Source organism: Alphaproteobacteria bacterium, from assembly GCA_024244705.1.
Lineage (GTDB): Bacteria > Pseudomonadota > Alphaproteobacteria > JAAEOK01 > JAAEOK01 > JAAEOK01.
Genome location: JAAEOK010000075.1, coordinates 119,232 through 137,062, shown reverse-complemented (window position 1 = coordinate 137,062; position 17,831 = coordinate 119,232). Strand labels below are relative to the sequence as shown.

Sequence of the window (17,831 nt, the reverse complement as noted above, 5' to 3'; positions counted from 1 at the left end):
CGATCAAGTCTCCGGAATCCCATGGTTCTTCCTTGTGCCGCGCCCGACTCCACGCATAAAGTACATTCATGAAGCGTCAAATCATGAAGTTTCTCGAGGTCTTCGCCAATCCCGGCAAGGAGGACGACCCCGAGCGCGGCGAGGTCGCCAACGCCGCCAATTTGCTTCAGATCGGCGAGTTCCAGGTGCTGCAGCTCGCCTATCGCAAGGCCTACGGCAAGGATCTCGACGATTCACTGACCGACCAGCTTTTCGCGGCCTATATGCTGCATGGGGATGTGCCGTCATGGGCCCTGCGCTACGCCCGGCATATCGTCGATCTCGAGAAACGCGGCATGCTGACCGATCAGGACCCGACCTATCACCGTTACGACAGCGACTACTACAATTACCAACCGGAAGGCGTACGGAAATTCGCGATCGCCGTCGGCGTGCTATTTGTTGTCATCGGCGGCGCCATTCTGGTTGGCCATCTGAGCGGCTACAAGTCGACGTCGATCCTGCCGCCTTACCACAGCGAGGACGAGCTTCGCCCCGCCGCCGCGCCCGAGAAACCCAGGACGCCGGTCCAGGGTTCCTAGAATCCAGGGTGGAACGGTTCCAACGCGATGTTTGAATTCGCCGGCGCACTCGAAACACCGATCAATTACCTGTTCCTGGCGGTAACGGGTTTTATTGCCTGGCGCGGCATTCGATACCGTAACGAAGACGGCGATACCGATACGGTTCAGCTGCTTTTCGGGTCCATCGCCGCGGTCTTCTTTTTCCTGGTTCTGATGCAGGACGTGCTCGGCGTGGTGCGGTTCTACTGAGAACCCGAGAGCAAGATCGTTTCAGATCGAGTCGAACTGAAACGTGAATCTTGCTCTAATTCAATATGTTAGGGTGTGATTCGCGGCTTAATTCGTTGCGACGTGAGCCGATCATACCCTAGCGGGGCGGATTTGACCGATTTCCCCGTTCGCCGGCCCGCATCGGCTAGCGGGCTAGCTCATGCGCGCCGGGCCGCGCAGAAAATCCCTCACCGATCCCGTGAATATCTCCGGCTCCTGCAACGCCATCTGATGGGAGACGCCCTCGATGATCCCGAGCTCGGCGCCGGGGATCGCCGCGGCGATGATGCGCGCGGCGGCGGGCGGCGTTCCCGCATCGTCGGACCCGACGAGGACCAGGGTCGGCGCCGTGACGGTGGCGAGGTGCGGCGTGAGGTGCATGGTGCCGATCGCCGCACAGCAGCCGAGATAGCCGTCGAGCGAAGTGGCGGCAATCATCGCGCATACGGCGTCGGGGACTGCCTTATTGGCGGTCCGAAAATCGGGTGTGAACCAGCGTTCGATCGTGCCCGCGGCCTGGGCTTGCATTCCCTGCTCCCGCGCGGCGTCGATCCGCGCCTGCCAGATCGCGCTTGCCCCATCGGGAAGTTCGGCGAGGGAGCTGCAGATGATCAGACGCGCGAGCCGGTCGGGATGCCGCACGGCGAAGCTCTGGCCGATCATGCCGCCGATCGACAGGCCCACGATATGGCTGCGGCCGATATCGAGAACATCGAGGAGGCCGGCAAGATCGTCCGCCAATTGCTCGATCGAATAGGGGCCGGGAGTGGCCTCGGTGTCGCCGTGGCCACGCAAACTGTAGCGCAGCACCCTGAAATCGGTCTGCAGACCGGCGGCGATTTCGGCCCAAGCATGGTGGCTGGTGGCCAGCGAGTGGACCAGGGTAACGACCGGCGCGCCGGTCGGCCCGTCGATGGCATAGTCGACCTCGATATCGCCGACTCGAGTTCTCATCGAGTGGCCGCCCGCATCCGCTACGGTTTGTACATCCGCTGGCGCTCGTCCTTTTCCGGGAGGCGCAGCAAACGTTGGTCCTCCGGCAGCTTGAGCTGCTCCAGGATGTAAATCGCGCGATCCCGGATCGTCGACGGCTGTGCCTCATAGAGTATCTTGTGGAAGATGTCGGGACCGTCGACCGCCCCTTCGTCGATTTCGAGGGCCTTGATGTAGTGGGCGACGGCGTCCTCGTAGCGGGCCTGGCGATCGTAGAGAATGCCAAGATTGGCATGGGCGGCGGCCAGCGTGCCGGCGCCCGTCGGGTCATCCGGTTCCAGGTTTGCGTTGAGGTAGTTGATCAGATAGGTGAGCTCGGCCTCCGCCTCGGTGTCGCGGCCGGTCTGTACGAAGACGATCGCCCGGCCCATGAGTGCGCCGCGATGATCGGGCTGCTCCTCGAGCGCGAGGTTGAAATCCTCGAGCGCCTCATCCCACTCGCCGACGCCGAGATGGATATCGCCGCGCCGGACCTGAAAGTCGCCCGGGATCGGGTTGAGGTAGCCGTGGATAACCCACGCCGTGAAGGCGACGAATGTCAGGCCCGCCAACAAAATGATGAACCGCCTGAGGACGCGCGGGTTCACGGGCCGGCCTGCAGCATGTAGCCGGTGTAGAAAAATGCGAAAACGAAGCAGAGCAGTGCAGCGGTCACATTGGCGCGGCGCTTCAGGGATTGGCGCCGGGTCTCATCGGAATCGCCCTCGCGGCGCTCGAGACGGCGCACCGATGTCACCCAGATCAACTGGCGGACCGGATAGAACAGTGTCAGCGCCAGAATCGCGGTCCACAGATAACGGCTGTCGGGCGAAAGCAGGTAGTCCATGTTCACTGTGATCGGCGTCGAAGAGGTGCATGCTAATAAAAACGGGGGGAAGGGTGAACCCCTTCCCCCCGCGAAAGTTGGATAAGTAGAGCTGTTAGCTCTGCTGTTCCGGTGCGACGTCGCCGATATCCTCGGCCAACGCCTCGACCTCCTTATCCGGAACCGTCGACATCTCCATCTTGTATGCCAAGAACCACATCATGAAGACGCCGAGCACCCAGAACAGGATCTGCCATGCCCAGATCGACGGTATGCCGAAGGTCCAGCCATCGACGCCGGCATCCGGCGCACCGAAGATGTAGTTGCCGAGCACCGCACCCGGACCGATTCCGAAGAACATCCAGGCCAGAGTGATGACCCACGCCGCCGGGATCAGCTTGCGCTTTTCAGGCGACAGGCTGCCATGTTCGGCGAGGAAGTTGTGGTAGGTCATGCGATGGGCGAGGGCATTGGCATTCTGGGTCGCGGCCGAGATCGGCAGCGCGATAGCCAGATTGACGAGCATGCCCCAACCGGCCGAATGGATGGTCCACGGCCAGCGGCCCCACGGCAGGTCGATGCCGAACCAGCCGGCGATCGTTTGGCCGAAGGTCTCGGTAAAGATGACGGCGATCAGGCCGCCCGCGAGACCCCAGGTCACACCCTGACGGGTGAGCCACGGGAACCAACAAACCGACGCCAAGGACGGCCACATCTGGAACCCGAAGGCGACCGCCAAGCCGCCCAACAGAACCAGGGCATCGGCCGAGAAGGTCGCCACCGCCAACGCCGACAGCACGATGAATGCTACGCCGCCGCGGCCGCACAGCTTCTGCGTCGCGTGCGAAGCGGTCGGATTGAGGTACTTCTTATAGAGGTCGCGGGTCAGCATCGCGCCAGCCGTCGACATATAAGCGGCACCCGTCGACTGCATCGCGGCCAAGGCGCAGACCGCCAATAGCCCAACCAACCAGGGCGCTTGTGTCGCCATCAGGTTCATGTAGTGCGGTACGATCGAATCGGGCTTTGCCGCGATCGTGTCGGGGAGGACGTTGGCGATCGCCAAACCTGCTTCGTTCACCGCCGGGTTGGCGCCGAGGATATTGCCGCCCATGCCCTGGAACGCGGTGAAGAAGAACAGGATGCCGCCGATCACCAGCGACGAGGCCCACACCTGTTGCGGCGCGAACGGACGCGGATCGTTATTGGCGAACGACCACATCGAGAACGCCGGTGCCGACTGAATGCCCATCAATGCGAACATGTAGGTCAGGCACATGATGCCGGTCCACAGACCGCCGACCGGGGTTTCCTTGCCCAAGCCGGCCGTGAACTGAATCACACCGGGGATGGCGAAGTAGGCGTTGTAGTCGCCGCCGCCGTAGCCCTGTGTGGTGCCCCATTTGCCGACATCGGAGGCGCCCAATGCGGCGAGACCCGATTGCAGCGAATCCCAGCCGCCGGCTGCCTGCAACGCAATCACACCGACGACCGCGATACCGAGGGCGAGCAGAACACATTGTGCGGTGTCCACATAAGCCACGGCCCGCAGACCGCCCGATGCGACGTAGACGAGGACGACGATCGACAGGATCCACATACCCCAATCCTTGGGGATCATGCCGTCGGTGAGGACGGTGAACAGGAAGCCCGAGGCACCGAGCTGGACACCCAGATAAGGGATCGAGAACAGCAGGGCCACGAGCACGGTCAGGATGCGGATGGCATTGCCCTGGAAATAATCGGACAGCATCTCGCCCGGCGTGACGTAGCCGTAGCGTTTGCCCAGCATCCACTGCCGTTTCAGGAACAGCACGCCGGTGAAGGGGATGGTGATCGTGTAGAACGATGCATAGGCGTATTGGAACCCGTCGCGAAAGACGAGGCCCGGATGACCCATGAACGTCCATCCCGAGAATGATGTTGCCGTCGCAGCGAGGATGAACACCCACATGTTCAACCGCCGCCCGGCGATGAAATAGTCGCTGGCGGTCTTCGCCATTCGCGCGCTTCTGAGGCCCATCGTGATGCAATAGGCCCAGTAAACGAGGACGAAGATGAAAAGCCAGATAACCTTCGCTTCCATAAGGCATCTCCCTTTCTTTGAAGCCCGATCCTTGTCGCGGGTCCACCTCTTGCCGAGGTCTTGCCTCCAACGGAGGGGCTAAAATCACGTCGTGGTAGGCCGATTTTTTGGTCCAAACGCACACCCGGCGGCGACCTACCACAGGCTGTGTGAACACTTCACCCAAATATCGCCCACGTCAATAATTTATTGGCAATATAATGATTTCAAAGTAAACATATTTACGATACGTGATGTAAATTTGTAAACAATGTAACAGCGCGGGATACGATGGCAGCGAAAGTCCTGATGGGTGGAAAGATCCGCCGATTGCGCCGCGAACGGGCGATGACCCAAGTCGACATGGCCCGAAAACTGGGCATATCGCCGAGCTATCTGAATCTGATCGAACACAACCAGCGACCGCTGACCCTGTCGATTCTTATCAATATCGGCAAGACTTTCGGCGTCGACCTGGAAATATTTTCCGAGGATGAAGAATCTCGTCTGGTCGCCGACCTCACCGAATTGTTCGGTGACCCGTTGTTCCGTGACGTCGATTTTTCCCAATCCGAGCTGCTCGACATGGTCACCGCCGCCCCCGGCCTGTGTCAGGAGGTGTTGGCCCTCTATCGCGCCTTCCGCAAGGCCCGAGAGGATGTGCGATCGTTGACGGAGCGTCTGTCCGACGACACTTTCCTGTCGACCTCGACCCACGAACTGCGCACGTTCCTGACCTCGATCAGATCATTTTCCGAGATTCTTCACGACCACAGCGATATGGAGCCGTCGCAGCGGCAGGCCTTTCTCGGCGTGCTGGTCGACGAAAGCGAGAAACTGGCATCGACCATCGACCGCATGCTCGACTTTGCCGATGCGGCCAGTCGCGAGGGCCAAGAAGGCGCCCTATCGCCGGCCGAAGAGGTGCGCGATTTCATCCAAACACAGGGCAATCATTTTCCCACGCTCGAGGTGGCCGCCGAGAATTTCATCGATTCGTTGGACGCCGAGGGCGGTTCGCGGACCCAGGCTCTGACCGCGGAATTGTCACGCCGGTTCGACGTCAGCATGCGCATTGTTCCGGTAAGCCCGGACGCGCCCGGCCACAGTTTCTATGATCCGGCGCGGCGTCGCCTGCTGCTCTCCGAGGCGTTGTCGATCCCGAGTCGCGACTTTCAGATCGCGCGCCGTATCGCATTGCTGTCGGCGCCGGATCTTCTCGATCCGCTGTTGGACGACAATGACCTGCTCGGTGCCGCTGCCCGCGAACGTGCGCGGCAGGTCCTTGCCGGCAATTTCGCCGCCGCGGCGATGATGCCCTATGAAGCGTTTCTCGAATCGGCGCAAACGCTCCGCTACGACATCGATCTTCTGTCCCGACGATTCGATGCCAGTTTCGAGCAGGTATGCCAGCGTTTGACCGCTTTGCGCCGGCCCGGCGCCGGCGGCGTGCCATTCCATTTCCTCCGCATCGATATTGCCGGCAACGTCTTCAAGCAGTTCAGCGGGTCGGGCCTGCACATCGCGCGGTTCGGCGGCGCTTGTCCGCGGTGGAACGTCCACACCGCGTTCCTGACGCCTGATCGCATCGATACCCAGATCGCGCGTATGCCGGACGGGACGACGTACTTCAATATCGCCCGCGCGCTGCGGCGCCCGCCCGCCCGTACCGGCGATCCGCCGGCTTGGCACGCGATCGGCTTGGGCTGCGAATTGTCCTACGCTCACGAAATTGTTTATGGCGACGGGCTCGACCTCGGCGCCGATGCCACCGCCGTACCGGTCGGCGTCACCTGTCGCCTGTGCGACCGGAGCGATTGTACGGAGCGGGTGTCGCCGGCGATGTTTCCGGAGCCGCGCGAGGCCGCTTCCGACAAGCCGGATTAGCGCTTCCGCTTGTTGCGCTGGCCTGGAATCAAAAGCCCCGCCGGCGGCGGGGCTTGGCAAGATGCGGCGAACCGCGCCTTGGTTGGGATCAGGTTAGCTGGTCAGAATGCCAATCACCACGAGTGCGGTGAGGCCTGCGATCAAAAGCACTACACTCTTGTTATTGTTGATCGTGGCTGCGAGCTGGGTCATTTCGGGTCTCCCTTGTTCAGTGGTCTCACGGCGTGCGCGTCGGAAACCGATTTCGAGCGTAGTGTGAAAATTTCACAATATGTGATAATTGTCAATGTTATTACTTAAGCAATTGTGTTATAACGAAATATACTTTGCAAAATATTCTGCAAATCTGTTAATATTGTAAATTTTCTCAGGTACTGATCCCAGTCCGGTTTGTCGCATCGATGCGTCAAACGGTTGCTCTCGCGGACAGGCGAGCGGTGGTCGATCAGGACCCCGACGCGCCGACGGCCGCCACCAGTGGGCCGTGGCTTGGCCCGTCGTGCGCAACCCCGCCGGTAGACGGGGTCCCATCGAATGGGCCGCGTTCGTTACATGCATGGCAAGCCGCGTACGAAAGGGGTAGAATTCATCCGGTCTGCTGTTCGGGACGATCCCGGCGGCAGGGAGGTGAACCGGCGCAGCGCGCCTCGTTATGGCCAGGACGGGAATGCTGCTGCCCTCGGATGTTGGAGCGTGGCGGATGGTGGAGTCGATCCTTATCGTCGAGGATGAGCCGAACATCGTCCTGTCGCTCGAGTTTCTCATGAAAAAGGCCGGCTATACGGTCACCGTGGCGCGGGACGGCGACGCCGCCCTGGCGGCGCTGGCTGAATCGGCGCCGGACCTGGTCCTGCTCGATGTCATGCTGCCCAAGCGTAACGGGTATCAAGTGTGTGAATCGATCCGGAAAAATCCGGACCTGGCGTCCGTCAAGATCATCATGCTTACCGCCAAGGGGCGCGATGCGGAACGTGACAAGGGGATCGCCCTGGGCGCCGACGAATACATCACCAAACCGTTCTCGACCCGCGAGGTGGTCGACAAGGTCAAGCAGCTCCTCGATGGCGGGGCGAACCGAGACCAATAGGATGCCCCAATGACGCGACGGGGTACCACTCGCGAACGTTCGCTGGCCCTGTTCGCGCTCGGCCTGTTGATATTCAATCCGCCGCTCTTGTCGCTGTTCAGCACGGACGGGTTTATCGGCGATTTTCCGATTCTCTACTTCTACCTGTTTTCCGCCTGGGCGGCGTTCATCGTCCTGCTGTTCCTCAGCGCCGGATGGCGCACCGCTGTCCGCCGGCAGCGTGCCAGGGACGCGCGCGCCGGCGACGATATGGGCCTATAGCCATGCTCGACGGCTGGTTCATCCTTTTCGTTTCTTTTGCCTATTTGTGCCTGCTGTTCGCCATTGCCTATTACGGCGACAAGCGGGCCGACGAGCGGCGTAGCCTCGCCAACAATCCCTATATCTACGCGCTGTCGATCGCCGTCTACTGCACCTCGTGGACGTTCTACGGGAGTGTCGGCCGGGCGGCATCGAGCGGCGTCGATTTCCTGCCCATCTATCTCGGCCCGACGCTGACCTTCGCGCTGTGGTGGTTCGTCCTGGTCAAGATCATCCGGATCACCAAGATCAACCGTATCACCTCGATCGCCGATTTCCTGTCCTCGCGCTACGGCAAGAGTACCCAACTGAGCGGATTGGTAACGGTCATCGCGGTGGTCGGCATCCTGCCTTACATCTCGCTCCAGCTGAAAGCTGTCTCGACCAGTTTCACCGTGCTTCTGAGCTACCCCGAAATCGTCATGCCGAGCGCCTTGGACAGCGTCCCGGTGTTCCAGGATACCGCGCTTCTGGTAGCCTTGGTCCTGGGCGTGTTCGCGATCCTGTTCGGCACCCGTCATATCGACGCCAGCGAACACCATGAAGGCATGGTGGTCGCGGTCGCCTTCGAATCGGTGGTCAAGCTGGTGGCCTTTCTCGCCATCGGCATCTTCGTCACCTTCGGGCTTTACAACGGGTTCGGTGACCTGTTCACCAAGGCCGCCGCCGTTCCGGCCGCCGAACGACTGTTCGTGGTCGGCGGCGGGAGCGATTACGCTCGTTGGGTGACGCTGATCATTTTGTCGATGGCGGCGATCTTGTGTCTGCCCCGGCAGTTTCAGGTCACGGTCGTCGAGAACCTCGACGAATCGCACCTCAAGAAGGCGATCTGGCTGTTTCCGCTCTACTTGCTGGTGATCAATATTTTCGTCCTGCCGATTGCACTGGCCGGCCTGCTGCAATTTCCCGCCGGGATGGTCGATGCCGATACGTTCGTGCTGACCATTCCGATGGCCCATGGCCAGGAGGGGCTGGCGCTGTTCGCTTTCATCGGTGGTCTGTCGGCGGCGACCGGTATGGTCATCGTCGCCACCATCGCGCTCAGCACCATGGTCTGCAACGATCTGGTGATGCCGGTACTGCTGCGCCTCGCCTGGTTGCGGCTGGCGCAAAGGGGCGAGCTCACCGGCCTGCTGCTGGCGATTCGCCGTGGGGCGATCATCGGCATCCTGCTGCTGTCCTACATCTATTTTCGCTATATCGGAGAATCCTACGCCCTCGTCACCATCGGGCTGATCTCGTTCGCCGCCGCGGCCCAGTTCGCGCCGGCGATCATCGGCGGCATTTTTTGGAAGGGGGCGACACGAATGGGGGCGCTGGTCGGCCTCAGCCTTGGCTTCGCGGTTTGGTTCTACACCCTGTTGCTGCCGTCGTTCGCCCTGTCGGGATGGCTGCCGACCGATTTCATCGATCACGGACCGGGCGGGGTCGAACTTCTCAAGCCTTACGAACTGTTCGCGTTGCAGGGGTTCGATAGGCTGTCGCATGCGCTGTTCTGGAGCATGCTGGCCAATATCGGCGGCTATGTCGCGGTGTCGTTATTCAGCCGGCAGAGCGCCATCGAGCGTATTCAGGCGACCCTCTTCGTCGACGTGCTCCGCCAATCGCGGGAGCCGGACGAGGCGCGGTTCTGGCGCGGCACCGCCACCGTCGCCGACCTCTACAACCTGGTAACCCGATTCGTCGGGCGGTCCCAGGCCGACCGCGCTTTCGCCGCCTATGGCCGGCGCCGAAACATCAATCTCAAGCGGCTAAAGGAGGCCGATGCCGATCTCGTCAATTTCGCCGAACGGCTTCTCGCCGGCGCCATCGGGGCGGCCTCGGCCCGGGTCATGGTGTCTTCGGTGACGAAAGGCGACATCGTCAGCATCGACGAGGTCATGGAGATCCTCGACGAGGCCTCCCACGTCATCGAGCATAGCCATCAGCTCGAGCAAAAATCGCGCGAGTTGCAGGCGGCCACCGCCCAATTGCGGGCCGCCAACGAGCGGCTCAAAGAACTCGACCGGCTGAAGGACGATTTCATTGCTACCGTCAGCCACGAATTGCGTACGCCGCTGACATCGGTGCGGTCGTTCGGCGAGATCCTCCACGACAATCCCGATCTCGACGCAGCCGAGCGCCAGGAATACCTCCACATCATCATTACCGAGAGCGAACGGTTGACCCGCCTGATCAATGAAGTGCTGGATCTGGCGAAGATGGAAGCCGGGCGAATGGAATGGCATTTCGCCGATGTCGATCCGCGGGCGGTGGTCGAGGAGGCGGTGGCGATAACCCGCAACCTGTTCAAGGAGAAGTCGATCGCGCTGGACGTGCAAATGCCCGAGGGTATGCGCTCGGTCCATGCCGACCGCGACCGCTTGTTCCAAGTCGTCGTCAACCTGTTGTCGAACGCCGTCAAGTTCTGCGACGGTGCCGGCCCAAAGGTCACTATTTCCGCTCAGGAGCTGCCGGCGGAATTGCGGATCGCGGTTGAGGACAATGGGGTCGGTATTCCTCGCGAGGCCCAGGAAATGATCTTCGAAAAATTCCAGCAGGTTGGCGACACCCTCGGCGACAAACCGTTCGGGACTGGCCTCGGCCTGCCTATTTGCCGTCAAATCGTCCAGCATTTCGGCGGACGCATCTGGGTCGAAAGCCGGCCCGGCCAGGGCAGCCGATTTACGGTCGCGATACCCTACGCCACGGAGGCGGTCCAGGCCGCGCAATAATGACCGCAGCCGCTTTCGACTCGCCGGTATCCATGTTAGACATCGCGAACAGCAGGTCGGGGGGTCGGTTCGGTTGAAAAGCCTGGGCGTACACACGCGGATATTCACCCAAATCGCGCGCGATCATATGGCGCCGCCACCGCCCTTGGTGCCGTGCGAAACGCCGGTGAGCGAGGTCATCGAGCGGATCGTCGATGGCGATGCGACGAGCGCGGTCGTCGTCGACGGCGATGGCGTCGCCGTGGGTATTGTCACCGAGCGCGATGTACTGCAGCGGATCACCTTTCGCGAGTCGCCGGAGACGCCGGTCGAGCGTGTGATGACCAATCCATGCCGGACGATCGGCGCTGACGAGTATCTGTTCCAAGCCATTGCCCAGATGCGGCGGCACGGACTCCGGCACATGCCGGTCGATGACGGCCGCGGCCGCGTGGTCGGCATTCTCCACCTTCATGTGGCCATGGGCATCGCCGCCACCCGAACCGTCGAGCGTATCGACCTGCTCGCCCATGAGGGCAGCATCGAGGGCATGGCCCGCATCAAGCGGGCACAGGTCGAGGTCGCCGACGAGATGATTGTCGACGATGTGCCCAAGCCGGATATCCAGAGCCTGCTGACCCATATCAACCGCGACATCCACCGTCGGGTGATCGATATCTGCCTGCAAGATATGGCCGCCGGCGAGTGGGGCGAGCCGCCGGTCGACTTCGCGGCCATCATCATGGGCTCCGGGGGGCGCGGCGAGAATTATGTCTATCCGGACCAGGACAACGGATTCATTCTCGATGATTATCCGGATTCGGACCACACACGAATCGACGCGTTCTTCGTCGAGTTGGCCGAGCGCATGACGAAAACCCTCGACTCGATCGGCTTTCCGTTCTGCAAGGGCTACGTCATGGCGATCAACCCGTTGTGGCGGAAGACCTTGTCGCAATGGCGCCAGCAGACGACATTATGGGCCAAGCGCCGCGGCATCGTCGCGCTGCGCCTGTCGGGCATATTTTACGATTTTCAGCCGGTCTACGGGAATCGCGCGCTGGCTTCGGCCCTGCGCGAACACATCACCCGTTTGACGCAAAACAGCCCAGTTTATCTCAACGCCATGTTCAAGGACGGTGAGGATCATGGTGTCGCACTCGGATGGTTCGGCCGTTTTATTACCGAGAAGGACGTTGAGGAGCATCGCGGCGAAATCAATCTCAAGCACTCCGGCACCCTGCCGCTGGTCGAGGCGGTCCGGCTGCTGTGCCTGAAAGGGGGCATCGCCGAAACGTCAACCATGCGAAGGCTGACGGCGCTCTATCAATCCGGCTATTTGGACGGTGACGAATTGGACTACCTTCACGGCGCCTTCCGGCAGATCTCCGGATTGCTGCTGCGCCAGCAGGTCGCCGACTTCAAGGCCGGCCGGCCGGTCAACAACTATGTCGCGCCGCAAAGTCTCTCGACGCGCGAGCGCGACCGGTTGATCGACGCATTCAAGGCGATCGCAAATCTGAGGGATCGGGTTCGCACCGATTTCACCGGGGACATATTCTGACGGCGCCGCATTTATGGTCAGAACTCGGCTTGTCGACGCCGCACCTCGACCGCGGTTTCGGAAACACCGATTGCCTCGGCCAGAGTCGTGATGCCCTGCCCTTCGAGCCTGTCGAGCATCTTTAGAAAGACCGCCGCCGTCGCCACCGCGTCGCCGATCGCCGTGTGTCGGCCGGCGATGTCGATGCCGAAGCGCTCGCATATTGCGTCTAGGGTGTGATAGGGCGTCTCGCTGTCGAGAACGACCGACAGCAGCAGCGTATCCAGAACCGGATTGTCGAAGACGACTCCGCACTCGGCCTCCTTCAGCCTCAAGAACTTCATGTCGAACGCGGCGTTGTGGGCGACGAGCACCGAACCGTCGATAAAACCCCGAAACTCCGGCAATACGTCTCGGGCGCTGGGCTTTCCAGCCACCATGGAATCGTCGATGCCGTGGAAGCGTATCGATTGCCGGGGTATCGGTCGTTCCGGATTGACCAGCTTGTCGAACGCCTCCCCGGTTAGGATGCGCTTGTTGACGATGCGGACGCCGGCGATCGAAATAATCTCGTCTCCTTCCGAAGGCTTGAGGCCAGTGGTCTCGGTGTCGAACACCACATAGCTCAGGTCACGAAGATTGCGGTTTAGAAGGTTCGCGTCCGGTGTCCCGCGGTCGAACAGGTCAAAGTCGTAAAATTCCGGACGCGGCGGCAGCGGCACGGCCGCGGTGGCTTCGCCGCGGGTCGCCGCCGGCACCGGCAGACGCAGTGCGGCGGCGTCGCCGCTCTCGGCCTCCTGCCATAGATCGGAGCCATGATGGTCGAGGATGTCGCGCAAGGTCATCTCACCTGGCGCCGATTCGATCGTCTGGTCGAGCCAGCCATCGATCGCGTCAATCGCCACCGGCGGGCCGTCCCAGGATATACGTACCGCCGGCTCATGTTCGCCTTCGGCCGAGATTTCGAATTTCGCGGTGTCGGTAGCCGCGGCCGATCCGCGGACTATATGGGCGAGGGCAAGGACAAGCAGAAACATGTCGCCGTGCAGGCGATGCGGCATTCCGGTTTGGATCAGTTCGATGGTCTTGCCATATTCGAGCCGGCGTGCCAGGGCATCGAAGAGGTCGCCGGAATCGAAATCCTCGCTGGGCCAGGTCGTGACCACGACGGCACGATAATACGACGCCAAATCTTCCACGACATGGGTCAGCCTGACGGTCTCCTCACTAAGCACCCGGTGAAATTGCGCCTTTTCGTCGGCCGATATCTCCGGATGGTTGGCGATCGTTTCCGCCGCCGCTCTCAAGTTGGCGGCCGGTGCGCGCAGCGCTTCGACCATTCGGCGCAGCCCAATGTCGCGTTGGCCCAATTGGGTCAATCGGCCGGCGCCATCGCTCATCGACAGCAGATAACCCACCGGCACCCCATCATGGCCGGTAACCAGCGACATGCGGACCAGCGCCGGTCGCGCCGGATGCCCGACCTCGGCCACGAAGGTCGATGTACCGCCGCCATGAGCGCCGGACCGGTTTTGGCGCGGACCGGTCAGAAATTCGAAGGCATGGACCAACGGTGCCTGCGATACGATATCGGTGACCGTCCGTCCCAGCCCCAGCCGATCGTTCTCGCCGACCAGCCTTTGCGCCGTCGGATTGTAGAGCAGAATCTGATGATCGAGGTTGCATACGATCACCGCGTCGTTGAGATCACGGATGATGCGCTCCAAATAGCTCTTCTGCGCTTCGAGCCGATCGGTTGCGGCGGCCATGGCGCGGACCAAGTCGCGGCGTTCGCCGACCAGCGACTCGGCCATCGCCGAGACCGCCTCGCCGAGCTCGCCCAGCCGCCGGCTGACGTCGAATTCGACCAAATGATCGGCATCCGAATAGACGGCGTGCTGCGTCTGCTGAGCGAGCCGCCGCAGGGGTACGAGCAGCCACTGCCGCAACAACATCCAGCCGACCAACCCGCAGACGACGATCAACACGGCGGCCAGGACTAGATAGGACCAGTACAGGACGCCGGCCGAGCCACCGTCGAAGACCTCACTTTTCTCAAGAAGCCACGCCTCGATCAGGGCAAGGACGATCGCGCCGCCGATTAGGGCCGCGAATACCAGTGCATAAAAACGAGTCAGGGAGCTGCGCATCTGTCCGATCCAGTATACCCCGCCGCCGGCTAACCATACCGCGCAATGACATTCGTATGAAGCGCGGTAGGCGGTCGAGGGGGCCTACACGCGCTTCGAGATGCCCTGGGAACCGTTGCAATTGCGCGTCTGCGTGCGCTAGAAAGCGCGGCCGCCACCGTTGGAGCAATTGGCTATGGCTTCGTACCAGTACATCTATGTCATGAAGGGGTTGGCCAAGACCTATCCCGGCGGCCGTCAGGTATTGCGGGATATTTGGCTGTCGTTCTTCCCGGGCGCCAAGATCGGAGTGCTCGGCCTCAACGGAGCCGGGAAATCGACTTTGCTCCGGATCATGGCTGGTATCGAGACCGAATTTGTCGGTGAGGCGTGGCCTGCCGATGGCGCCAGCGTCGGTTATTTGCCGCAAGAGCCCGAGTTGGACCCGGCCAAGAGCGTGCAGGAGAACGTCCTCGAAGGGTTGGCTCATCTCAAGGCGCTCGTCGACCGCTTCGAGGCCGTCAGTATGCGCTTTGGCGAGGCGCTGGACGACGCCGAGATGGATGCGCTCATCGCCGAACAGGCCGAGCTCCAGGAAAAGATCGACGCGGCGGACGCTTGGGACCTCGACCGCCGGATCGAAATCGCGATGGATGCCCTGCGGTGCCCACCGGGCGGCGCCGACGTGACGACGCTTTCGGGTGGCGAACGGCGCCGCGTCGCGCTTTGCCGCCTGCTTTTGCAGCATCCCGATTTGCTGCTTCTTGACGAACCGACGAACCACCTGGACGCGGAGTCGGTGGCCTGGCTCGAACGGTTTCTCCACGACTATCCGGGGACCGTCGTAGCGGTTACCCATGATCGCTATTTCCTGGATAACGTCGCCGGCTGGATCCTCGAGCTCGACCGCGGTCACGGCATCCCGTGGGAGGGTAACTATTCATCCTGGCTCGACCAGAAACGAACCCGCCTGATCCAGGAAGCAAAGCAGGACAGCGCCCGGCACAAGACCCTGGAACGGGAATTGGAATGGATCAGGCAATCGCCGCGAGCGAGACAGGCAAAGAGCAAAGCGCGCCTCAGCGCTTACGAATCATTGCTCTCCGAATCGCGCTCGGTCGATCGCGACGTCGAATCGGGCCGCATCGTCATTCCACCGGGCCCGCGCCTCGGCGATCTCGTGGTCGAAGCCGACCACCTGCGCAAAGGCTTCGGCGACCGGTTGCTGATCGAGGATCTCAGTTTGCGATTGCCGCCGGGCGGTATCGTTGGCGTTATCGGTCCCAACGGTGCCGGAAAGACGACGTTCTCTCGATTGATCGTCGGCGATGAGCAGCCTGACGGCGGTACGCTTCGTCTCGGAGACACCGTCAAGTTTGGCTACGTCGATCAGTCCCGGGACCGTCTCGATGGCGACCGGACGGTGTGGGAGGAAATCTCCGACGGCATGGCTGAAATCGAGCTCGGCAAGCGCAAGGTCAACAGCCGGGCCTACGTCGGCAGCTTCAATTTTCGCGGCTCGGATCAGCAGAAAAAAGTCGGACAATTGTCGGGAGGCGAGCGCAATCGCGTCCATTTGGCGAAAATCGTCAAGTCCGGCGCCAATCTCTTGCTGCTCGACGAGCCGACCAACGATCTCGATGTCGACACCCTGCGCGGACTGGAAGACGCGCTCCTCGATTTCGCCGGCTCCGCCTTCATCATCAGCCACGACCGCTGGTTTCTCGATCGCATCGCGACGCATATTTTGGCGTTCGAAGGCGATAGCCAGGTGGTCTGGTTCGAAGGCAACTATGCCGACTACGAAGAGGACCGGCGCAAGCGACTTGGCGAGGCCGCCAACCAACCCCATCGCATCAAGTACAAGCCGCTGACGCGGCGCTAGCTATTCGCGCAATTCGTCGTTCTTCCGGCGCAGGACGTCGAGCAGGGCGCGTACGTCACCGCCGTTGCTGCCGATGACCGCGGTAAACTCCTTCTGCTGGGTCAGGGCGAGGCTGATGCCCTTGGACACTACATCGACGATGATCGGATTGCCGCGATACTCGCGAACTCGCCACGTTACCAATGCCGGCTCGCCTCCCGGGGTCGACAAATGCGTTTCCACCCGCACGCCGACTTCCTTGCCGTTGGCGTCCCGGTCGGGCACCACTTCGACAACCTCGAAGATGGGGTCGACATCGAGCGAGAAACGCGCCGAATAGCTCAGCGAGATATACTCGTTGAACACGTCGATGTATTCGTCGATGAATTCCTTGTCGGTATCGCCGTAGTAATTGCCCAGGGTGAATACCGCCAACGCCTTGACCGCAAAACCTTCGCGGAACAGGTCGAGAAATTGTGCTGCCTTCTCCTTGCGCGGAACGCTTACATCGGTGAAGACCGCGATCACCCGCTTGCCGAAACTATCAACGAAGGGTGCCGCGGTTTCCTTCAGCGTGGCATCGGCCGGCCTGCCGAATGCGGCGAACACGACAATGGCGACTATCGCCGCCGAAACGAACGGTGTGGCGTTTTTCATTTTCCTCCCTCAGGCACGCCGTGGCCGGCGTTGTTTTTGTATTGGCACGTGGAAACGGGATTGCAGAGCAATCCCGTTTCAATTCTTGCCACGGCAGGGCCGGGAGGTCCAGCCTGTTGCTGCTAGTCGAGCTCTGAAATCGATGGTGCCGGCAGGTCCTCGGTCGCCGGACGGTCGTTGCGGATGTCGTTGGCCCGCTGCTGGCGATAGAGGCTGCGAATGGCGGCATAGTAGTCGATCGACGTGCGCTCGATCTCATCGAGGACACCGAGTACGGCGACCCGCCTGTTGAGGCCCTCGATCGGCGTCGACGCATAGCCGTAGTAATCGAGTTCGACCGGATTAATTTCCTGTCCGACCCAGAATAGCGGGTTGATGAAGCGGTCGACGACCCGGCCGCTGGCATCGCGGACCGAGGACGGGCCGAGCAAGGGCAGCATCAAATAGGGTCCGTCGGGAACACCCCAAACCGCAAGCGTCTGGCCGAAATCTTCCTCATGCCGTTCGAGGCCCATCTCGCCGGCGGCATCGAAGAAGCCGGCCATGCCGGCGGTCGAATTGACGACGAACCGCATCAGGGTCTCGGCCGCGCGGCCGGATTCGCCCTGCAGTATGTCGTTGGCGAAGGTCACCGGAGAGGCGACGTTGTTGAAGAAATTCTGGGTGCTGTCGCGGATGCCTTCCGGCACGGTGTCGCGATAGGCGATCGCCGCCGGCTTGATGGCGTTGCGATCGAGCCAATTGTTGAAATCGAAGACTTCGCGATTGAGCGGCTCGAGCGGATCGTTGGCCGCTTCGTACTCGGCGCGCTCTTCCGGGTCCTCCGGCGGCGTCGCGCAACCGGCGACAAATCCGACAATGATGGCCGCGCCAAGGAAACGCGAGAGGCTTTTGGTGAGTGTGTGAGTCATCATTCGAACGCAGGATATCCGTTGCCCTAACCAAATGCTTCTTCTTCTAACATCGTTCCCCGGT

At 61.5% G+C, this 17,831-nt stretch carries 14 protein-coding genes; 7 read left to right on the top strand and 7 right to left on the bottom strand.

The genetic code is table 11. The features are described 5' to 3' along the window. Positions 1-68 precede the first annotated feature (68 nt). Together GY791_13475 and GY791_13470 are read left to right on the top strand one after the other, a co-directional pair. Positions 69-581 (top strand): hypothetical protein, encoded by a 513-nt coding sequence (locus GY791_13475; protein ID MCP4329435.1) that lies wholly within the window; start codon positions 69-71, stop codon positions 579-581. A 27-nt stretch (positions 582-608) separates the two neighbouring features. After that, positions 609-812 carry a hypothetical protein gene (locus GY791_13470; GenBank protein MCP4329434.1) on the top strand — a complete coding sequence of 68 codons (204 nt, stop codon included), beginning with the start codon at positions 609-611 and terminating at the stop codon, positions 810-812. A gap of 174 nt (positions 813-986) precedes the next feature. Here the strand turns inward: GY791_13470 and pcaD are convergent, their stop codons facing one another. The 4 genes from pcaD to GY791_13450 form a co-directional block, all read right to left on the bottom strand. Then, positions 987-1,787, bottom strand: coding sequence for a 3-oxoadipate enol-lactonase (pcaD, locus tag GY791_13465; protein ID MCP4329433.1), 801 nt, complete (start codon positions 1,785-1,787; stop codon positions 987-989). A 20-nt stretch (positions 1,788-1,807) separates the two neighbouring features. Next, a complete protein-coding gene (locus GY791_13460; GenBank protein MCP4329432.1) occupies positions 1,808-2,413 on the bottom strand; it encodes a tetratricopeptide repeat protein in 606 nt (201 codons plus the stop codon). After that, positions 2,410-2,652 (bottom strand): hypothetical protein, encoded by a 243-nt coding sequence (locus GY791_13455; protein ID MCP4329431.1) that lies wholly within the window; start codon positions 2,650-2,652, stop codon positions 2,410-2,412. The genes GY791_13460 and GY791_13455 overlap by 4 nt, the downstream gene beginning before the upstream one ends. Before the next feature lie 94 nt (positions 2,653-2,746). Continuing rightward, a complete protein-coding gene (locus tag GY791_13450; protein ID MCP4329430.1) occupies positions 2,747-4,717 on the bottom strand; it encodes a sodium:solute symporter in 1,971 nt (656 codons plus the stop codon). Between the two features lie 270 nt (positions 4,718-4,987). On the opposite strand from GY791_13450, the gene GY791_13445 reads away from it, so the two are divergent. The 4 genes from GY791_13445 to GY791_13430 all read left to right on the top strand — a co-directional run bounded on the left by GY791_13445 (position 4,988) and on the right by GY791_13430 (position 12,227). Beyond that, positions 4,988-6,583: a DUF2083 domain-containing protein gene (locus GY791_13445; protein MCP4329429.1), complete on the top strand. Its 1,596-nt coding sequence runs from the start codon at positions 4,988-4,990 to the stop codon at positions 6,581-6,583. Positions 6,584-7,283: 700 nt separating this feature from the next. Then, complete coding sequence (locus GY791_13440; protein ID MCP4329428.1) at positions 7,284-7,670, top strand: response regulator; 387 nt, start codon at positions 7,284-7,286, stop codon at positions 7,668-7,670. Between the two features lie 263 nt (positions 7,671-7,933). Continuing rightward, positions 7,934-10,684 carry a histidine kinase gene (locus GY791_13435; protein MCP4329427.1) on the top strand — a complete coding sequence of 917 codons (2,751 nt, stop codon included), beginning with the start codon at positions 7,934-7,936 and terminating at the stop codon, positions 10,682-10,684. Between the two features lie 127 nt (positions 10,685-10,811). Then, positions 10,812-12,227 (top strand): CBS domain-containing protein, encoded by a 1,416-nt coding sequence (locus GY791_13430; protein MCP4329426.1) that lies wholly within the window; start codon positions 10,812-10,814, stop codon positions 12,225-12,227. A 17-nt stretch (positions 12,228-12,244) separates the two neighbouring features. On the opposite strand, the gene GY791_13425 is transcribed toward GY791_13430, so the two are convergent. After that, positions 12,245-14,356 (bottom strand): PAS domain-containing protein, encoded by a 2,112-nt coding sequence (locus GY791_13425; protein ID MCP4329425.1) that lies wholly within the window; start codon positions 14,354-14,356, stop codon positions 12,245-12,247. Positions 14,357-14,531: 175 nt separating this feature from the next. On the opposite strand from GY791_13425, the gene ettA reads away from it, so the two are divergent. Beyond that, a complete protein-coding gene (ettA, locus tag GY791_13420; protein MCP4329424.1) occupies positions 14,532-16,220 on the top strand; it encodes an energy-dependent translational throttle protein EttA in 1,689 nt (562 codons plus the stop codon). Here the strand turns inward: ettA and GY791_13415 are convergent, their stop codons facing one another. Then, positions 16,221-16,856, bottom strand: a complete 636-nt coding sequence (locus GY791_13415) for an ABC transporter substrate-binding protein (GenBank protein ID MCP4329423.1) — start codon at positions 16,854-16,856, stop codon at positions 16,221-16,223. Positions 16,857-16,978: 122 nt separating this feature from the next. After that, entirely contained in the window at positions 16,979-17,767 is a 789-nt protein-coding gene (locus GY791_13410; GenBank protein MCP4329422.1) for a VacJ family lipoprotein, read from the bottom strand. Positions 17,768-17,831 lie beyond the last annotated feature (64 nt).

What these genes read in the sequence shown, in the direction of transcription:
- GY791_13475 (MCP4329435.1), top strand. Translation starts at nt 69, where the DNA reads ATGAAGCGTCAAATCATGAAGTTTCTCGAGGTCTTCGCCAATCCCGGC.
- GY791_13470 (MCP4329434.1), top strand. Translation starts at nt 609, where the DNA reads ATGTTTGAATTCGCCGGCGCACTCGAAACACCGATCAATTACCTGTTC.
- pcaD (MCP4329433.1), bottom strand. Translation starts at nt 1,787, where the DNA reads ATGAGAACTCGAGTCGGCGATATCGAGGTCGACTATGCCATCGACGGG.
- GY791_13455 (MCP4329431.1), bottom strand. Translation starts at nt 2,652, where the DNA reads ATGGACTACCTGCTTTCGCCCGACAGCCGTTATCTGTGGACCGCGATT.
- GY791_13450 (MCP4329430.1), bottom strand. Translation starts at nt 4,717, where the DNA reads ATGGAAGCGAAGGTTATCTGGCTTTTCATCTTCGTCCTCGTTTACTGG.
- GY791_13445 (MCP4329429.1), top strand. Translation starts at nt 4,988, where the DNA reads ATGGCAGCGAAAGTCCTGATGGGTGGAAAGATCCGCCGATTGCGCCGC.
- GY791_13440 (MCP4329428.1), top strand. Translation starts at nt 7,284, where the DNA reads ATGGTGGAGTCGATCCTTATCGTCGAGGATGAGCCGAACATCGTCCTG.
- GY791_13435 (MCP4329427.1), top strand. Translation starts at nt 7,934, where the DNA reads ATGCTCGACGGCTGGTTCATCCTTTTCGTTTCTTTTGCCTATTTGTGC.
- GY791_13430 (MCP4329426.1), top strand. Translation starts at nt 10,812, where the DNA reads ATGGCGCCGCCACCGCCCTTGGTGCCGTGCGAAACGCCGGTGAGCGAG.
- GY791_13425 (MCP4329425.1), bottom strand. Translation starts at nt 14,356, where the DNA reads ATGCGCAGCTCCCTGACTCGTTTTTATGCACTGGTATTCGCGGCCCTA.
- ettA (MCP4329424.1), top strand. Translation starts at nt 14,532, where the DNA reads ATGGCTTCGTACCAGTACATCTATGTCATGAAGGGGTTGGCCAAGACC.
- GY791_13415 (MCP4329423.1), bottom strand. Translation starts at nt 16,856, where the DNA reads ATGAAAAACGCCACACCGTTCGTTTCGGCGGCGATAGTCGCCATTGTC.
- GY791_13410 (MCP4329422.1), bottom strand. Translation starts at nt 17,767, where the DNA reads ATGACTCACACACTCACCAAAAGCCTCTCGCGTTTCCTTGGCGCGGCC.